Origin of the sequence: Thermoleptolyngbya sp. M55_K2018_002 (assembly GCF_015295965.1) — a bacterium.
Lineage (GTDB): Bacteria > Cyanobacteriota > Cyanobacteriia > Elainellales > Elainellaceae > Thermoleptolyngbya > Thermoleptolyngbya sichuanensis.
Genome location: NZ_DVEA01000132.1, coordinates 1 through 6,111 on the forward strand (window position 1 = coordinate 1; position 6,111 = coordinate 6,111).

At 58.6% G+C, this 6,111-nt stretch carries 5 protein-coding genes; 4 read left to right on the forward strand and 1 reads right to left on the reverse strand.

Translation table 11 applies throughout. The features are described 5' to 3' along the window. A partial coding sequence (locus tag IGS51_RS06335) for an ABC transporter ATP-binding protein (RefSeq protein ID WP_297077259.1) occupies positions 1-1,196 on the forward strand: 1,196 nt, incomplete at its 5' end. 160 nt (positions 1,197-1,356) lie between these two features. Here the strand turns inward: IGS51_RS06335 and IGS51_RS06340 are convergent. Then, positions 1,357-1,971, reverse strand: coding sequence for a ClpP family protease (locus IGS51_RS06340; RefSeq protein WP_297077261.1), 615 nt, complete (start codon positions 1,969-1,971; stop codon positions 1,357-1,359). 666 nt (positions 1,972-2,637) lie between these two features. On the opposite strand from IGS51_RS06340, the gene IGS51_RS06345 reads away from it, so the two are divergent. The 3 genes from IGS51_RS06345 to pepP all read left to right on the forward strand — a co-directional run bounded on the left by IGS51_RS06345 (position 2,638) and on the right by pepP (position 6,066). Continuing rightward, positions 2,638-3,663 (forward strand): long-chain acyl-[acyl-carrier-protein] reductase, encoded by a 1,026-nt coding sequence (locus IGS51_RS06345; RefSeq protein ID WP_297077264.1) that lies wholly within the window; start codon positions 2,638-2,640, stop codon positions 3,661-3,663. A 224-nt stretch (positions 3,664-3,887) separates the two neighbouring features. Next, the gene (locus IGS51_RS06350) at positions 3,888-4,661 is read left to right on the forward strand and encodes an MBL fold metallo-hydrolase (RefSeq protein ID WP_297077266.1); all 774 of its coding nucleotides are present in this window, start codon (positions 3,888-3,890) and stop codon (positions 4,659-4,661) included. Between the two features lie 97 nt (positions 4,662-4,758). Next, positions 4,759-6,066 carry a Xaa-Pro aminopeptidase gene (pepP, locus tag IGS51_RS06355; RefSeq protein WP_297077268.1) on the forward strand — a complete coding sequence of 436 codons (1,308 nt, stop codon included), beginning with the start codon at positions 4,759-4,761 and terminating at the stop codon, positions 6,064-6,066. Positions 6,067-6,111 lie beyond the last annotated feature (45 nt).

Below are 6,111 nucleotides of genomic sequence, written 5' to 3' on the forward strand. Positions count from 1 at the left end.
AATTTAGCGGCGGGATGCGGCAGCGCGTGGCGATCGCCTTGGCGCTCTTGCTCAACCCCAAGCTGATCGTCGCCGACGAACCCACGACCAGCCTGGATGTCACCGTGTCTGCCCAAATTTTGCAGGAACTCACCCGCCTCTGCCAGGAACGCGATATGGCGCTGCTGCTAATTTCCCACGACTTGGCGCTGGTGGGCGAATACTGCGATCGCATCGCCGTCATGTACGACGGCAAGGTGGTGGAAACGGGCCCCACCGCCACCGTCCTCACCCAGCCCCAGCACCCCTACACCCAGTCCCTCCTCCAGTCTGCCCTCCACATCCAGGCAACCCCCCAATCCTCTAAACCGCTCACCCCCGAACCCACAGAAGCGCCCCTCCTCAAGCTCGAAAACCTCCAAAAACACTACACCCTGGAATCCAACCTCGTTGCCAAACTCCTAGCAGGCAAGAAAGACACCGCCATCCGCGCCGTAGACGGCATCTCGCTCGATCTGTATCCGGGAGAAATTTTGGGACTGGTGGGCGAGTCGGGCTGCGGCAAAAGCACCTTGTCGCGGACGATCCTGCGGCTGGTGGAGCCGACGGGCGGCCGGATTGAGTTTTTGGGTCAAGACCTGACGCACCTCTCGCGGGAAGATCTGCGAAAACAGCGACGGCAGATGCAGATGGTGTTTCAAGACCCCCACGCCTGCCTGAATCCGCTGATGACGGTGGGCGAGAGCATCGCCGACCCGCTGCTGATTCACGACCTGGCAGACGCAGTGGGCGCGAGGCAGCAGGTGTGGCAAATGCTGGAGCGGGTGGGGCTAACGCCGCCCGAAGACTATGCCCAGCGCTATCCGGGCGATTTGTCGGGTGGGCAGCAGCAGCGAGTGGCGATCGCCCGTGCCCTAATCACCCGCCCCCGGCTGCTGATCTGCGACGAACCCGTGAGTATGCTCGATGCCAGCGTCCAGTCACAAGTGCTGGATCTGATGCTGCACCTCAAGCAGGAGTTTGACCTGACGTACCTGTTCATCACACACGACCTCTGGCTGGCGCGGTTTTTGTGCGATCGCATTGCCGTCATGAATGCAGGCAAAATCGTCGAACTCAGCCCAACCGCTGAGCTATTTGCCAACCCGCAGCACCCGTATACGCAAACGCTTTTGAGTGCCGCACCGCTGCTGAGTCGAGTAGGACTAGCGCAGTGAAGGATTTAGGGAAGAGGGAAGAGGGAAGAGAGAAGAGAGAAGAACGAAGAACGAAGAAGTTCCGGTTTTCGTTCTTCGTTTTTCGTTCTTCGTTCTTCGTTTTTTCCCTCTCTCGCCCCGTCACCTTGTTCGACGAAGCTCACGAGCCGCCGTCACCCCGCTACCCTAAAAACTCATAGGTCGTGGACAAATTCACCTGGAGCGTCGGAATCTTCACATGATGCACTAGGTTGTGCGCCAAGGCTTGCTCTGGGGTGAGATACCAGTCGGCATGGCCCCGCTGATGCACCTGCTCGACAAAGTAGCCGGGCGGCTTCTGGCAGTTTTCATCCAGGATTTGATACAGCAGGGCATTCAGCCGCTTCACTTCGTCGGCATCGGCAATGATCTCGCCGGCCTTGCCAAAGGTGACGGTGAGGCAGTCGTGGATCATGATTCGGCTATTGGGGGCGGCATAGCGGTAACCGTGCCAGCCGCAAGAAAGGAGAATCGCTCCCGCGCTCATGGCCTTGCCCATGACAACCGTGGCGATCGGCTTGGGCGACGAGCGACAAATATCGACCATCGCCATCAGCGTGTCGATTTCGCCGCCATAGGAATCGATCAGCACCGGAACCACAGGCTGGAGGGATTCTACTGCTCGGTTAAATTGCTCCAAAAAAGGCTTGACAGCTTCGGACTTAAATTCATTGACCCAGACGACGGCCGGGGGAGGGGCGAGTTTTTCTAACGCTTCACGCTCTGCGCGAGCATTGGTAGTGTACTGGATACGCATTGACGAGAGACTAAAATGTGTCCCTATCCTAATCCACAGACAGCTTGATCTGGGTTGACTAATCTGGATCGACTAATCTGGATCGACTGAATCTGGATCGACTGAATCTGGATCGATGTGATCTGGGTTGATGTGCTCTGGGTTGATGGCCGACTCTATCCTTTGGCCCCTGCCAGTGGGAATCATTTTTGTGTAGTATTCTCTTTGAGATTTCTTAACCTTCAATTTGTTTTTTGGCGCGACGGTGCATCCTAGGGCGTGCTTTAAAACCTTTTGATCCCCCCTTAGCCCCCCTTAAGAAGGGGGGAAACGGACAAAACCGCTCCGGAAGTCCCCCTTGTTAAGGGGGATTTAGGGGGATCGACTCAGGGCAATCAGCGACCTAGAAAGTTTTAAGACACTGCCTAGCCTGACACTGAACGTTAAGTCCCCTGATTTCTGTTAGGACTTACGCAGTTGGACGACTTCTCGCAGGCACAGCCCAAGAGACATCGTCCAAAATCTAGAAAACTGATCGCAAGTGCGTCAGTCCTGTTTGTTTGGCGTGTCTGTGAAAAGGGCAATTCTCGAAGCACTCCCTACGAGAATCACCCTTTGCCACAGGCGCAATCTTCCCCTCTCTCTCGCCCCACCGGGCCCTACCTTTCGCAACCTAGAGCATATTGAATGTTTGGTCTAATTGGTCATCTGACAAGTCTGGAACACGCTCAAGCTGTCGCCCGCGATCTGGGCTATCCCGAATACGCCGATCAGGGGCTTGATTTTTGGTGCAGCGCGCCGCCGCAAATCGTCGATCACATCAAGGTCACCAGCGCCACTGGGCAGGTGATCGAGGGCAAGTATGTGGAATCCTGCTTTTTGCCGGAAATGCTGGCAACGCGCCGCATCAAAGCCGCCACTCGCAAAGTGATTAATGCCATGGCCCACGCCCAAAAGCACGGCATTAACATCACGGCACTGGGCGGCTTTTCCTCAATTATTTTTGAGAATTTTAACCTGTCGCAAATTCAGCAGGTGCGCGATGTGACGCTAGATTTTGCCCGCTTTACCACTGGCAACACCCACACCGCCTACATCATCTGCCGCCAGGTCGAGCAGGCTTCTAAGCAAGTGGGGATTCACTTATCGGAGGCGACGGTGGCGGTTTGCGGCGCGACGGGCGACATTGGCAGTGCGGTGTGCCGCTGGCTGAATGGACGTGCGGATGTGAAAGAACTGCTGCTGATTGCGCGAGATCAGGAGCGGCTGCAAAATCTGCAAGCAGAACTGGGGCGCGGCAAAATCATGGCGCTAGAAGAGGCGCTGCCCGAAGCTGACATCATCGTGTGGGTGGCTAGTATGCCCAAGGGCGTGGAGATCGACCCGACCACGCTGAAGCAGCCCTGCCTGCTGATCGACGGCGGCTATCCCAAAAACCTGGGTACGAAGGTTCAGCATCCTGGCGTGCATGTGCTGAACGGCGGCATCGTGGAGCATTCGCTGGATATCGACTGGAAAATCATGAACATCGTCAACATGGACGTGCCGGCCCGCCAGTTGTTTGCCTGCTTTGCCGAGTCCATGCTGCTGGAGTTTGAGAAGCTCTACACCAATTTTTCCTGGGGGCGCAACCAGATCACGCTGGAGAAGATGGATCTCATTGGGCAGGTGTCGCTGAAGCACGGCTTCCGGCCGCTGCTGATGGAAGGCTGAGGTAAAGGGCCGGGGATCTGGGGCGCATTGCTCGTCGATTGGAACTTTTGGGCGATCGCCTCAATCACTGTAAGCTTAAAGATGCAAATTTTGCGGCGAGGATGGGCTGGGGCGATCGCCCAGGGATAGTTAGGCTGCACCAGCCAGACCCAAGAGCCAGGCCCCACCGACAGCCCAATCCCCTCGCCCCCACCCTACGCCTTACCCATTTCCCTGAGGAGACCATGAAGCGGCGCACGTTGATTCAATATGCAGGCAGCGGATTGGCAGCGGCGGCCGCCACCGTCGGCCTATCCCAGAGCCAGCAAGCCCAAGCCCAGACCAGCAATGCGGTGACGATTCAGGCGTTGGGACACACCTGCTTTTTGTTTACGGGCGGCGGCCTGCGAATTTTGGTTAACCCGTTTCGCCCGATTGGCTGCACCAAGGGCTATCGCCCCCCCCGTGTTGCGGCTGACCTGGTGATGATTAGCAGCCGTCTGTTTGACGAGGGTTCCCTGGAGGGACTCCCCGGCAGTCCGCGCCTGCTGGCAGAGCCGGGCATCTATGAGTATCGCGGTGTGCAGATCCAGGGCGTGCGATCGCCCCACGATCGCCAGGGCGGGCGGCGCTTTGGGTTTAACGTCACCTGGCGCTGGAACCAGAGCGGGCTGATCTTGGCGCACATGGGCGGCGCGGCGGCTCCCATCGAAGTCGAGCAGCAAATCCTGATCGGGCGACCGGACGTGCTGTTTGTGCCCGTGGGGGGCGGCCCCAAGGCCTACAACGCGGCGGAGGCTCGACAGGCCGTGCTGGGGCTGAATCCGCGCATCATCGTGCCGACGCACTTCCGGACAGCGGCGGCTGATCCCAATGCCTGCGACATCTCGCCTGTAGACGAATTTCTGGCACTGATGGAAGGCGTGCCCGTGCGGCGACCCGGCGACACGATCACGCTACGCCGCTCAGAACTGCCGTCGGAAGGGGCCCGAATTGAACTGCTGAGCTACAGATTTTAGGGCGATCGCTCGTTAGCATGGAATTTATCAGCGGCAGCGTCGTCCCGGTCGCCGCGTCGGGCGGCTCAGCCAGTTATCCCTCCGTTCCCCCCTTCCCATGCAGACAGAATTTGCCCAGCGTCGCCAGCAGTTGATGGACAAAATTGGCAAGGGCACGGCGATTTTCCGCAGTGCGCCCCAAGCCGTGATGCACAACGATGTCGAATACAACTTTCGGCAAGACAGCGACTTCTTTTACCTGACCGGGTTCGACGAGCCAGAAGCCGTGGCCGTGCTGGCTCCGCACCATGAGGAACATCGCTTTGTGCTGTTTGTGCGACCCAAAGACCCGGAGAAGGAAACCTGGTCGGGCTATCGCGTGGGTGTGGAGGCTGCCAAAGAGCGCTTTGGAGCCGACGCGGTATATCCGATTGAGGAACTGGACGAAAAGCTAACGCAATATGTCGAAAAAGCTGACCGGATTTACTACCGACTGGGGCGCGATCGCCGCTTTAACGACAAAATCCTCGGACTGTGGCAGCGGCTGATGCGCGGCTATCCCCGGCGCGGCACGGGCCCCATCGCCATCGAAGATCCGGCCCCGACGCTGCACTCCCTCCGCCAGATCAAGTCGCCCGCAGAGCTAGAGCGGATGCGAAAAGCCGCCGAGATTGCCGTCGCCGCCCACAACCGGGCAATGGCCTACGCCAAACCCGGCGTTTATGAATACCAGGTGCAGGCCGAAATCGAGCATACCTTTCGGAGCAGCGGCGCACTGGGCCCGGCCTATCCCTCCATCGTCGCCTCCGGAGCCAACGCCTGCATCCTGCACTACACCGAAAACACGCGCCAGATGCAGGAACACGATCTGCTGCTGATCGACGCGGGCTGCGCCTACGAATATTACAACTCGGACATTACGCGCACCTTCCCCATTAGCGGCAGGTTCACCGAGGAGCAGCGCATCCTCTACGACATTGTGCTGCGGGCCCAACTCGCGGCGATCGCCCAGGTGGCCCCCGGCAATCCCTACAGCCAGATGCACGATACCGCCGTGCGCGTCATTGTGGAGGGTCTGATGGATTTGGGGCTGCTCCAGGGCGATATCGAAGAAATTATCAAAGAAGAGAAATACAAGCCCTTCTACATGCACAAAACCGGGCACTGGCTAGGGCTAGACGTGCATGACGTGGGGGTCTATTCCCACGGCGACACGGCCCACAACCTGGAGCCGGGCCACGTCACGACGGTTGAACCGGGCATCTACATCGGCCCCGGCATCACCCCCGCCGAAGGACAGCCCGACGTGCCCGAACGCTGGCGCGGCATCGGCATCCGCATTGAAGACGATGTGCTGGTCACGCTGACTGGCCATGAGGTGCTGACGGCAGGCGTTCCCAAGCTAATTGAAGATCTGGAATCTTGACGGGCATGAAATCGTGCGGGGGGATTTGAACCGATACTTGAATCG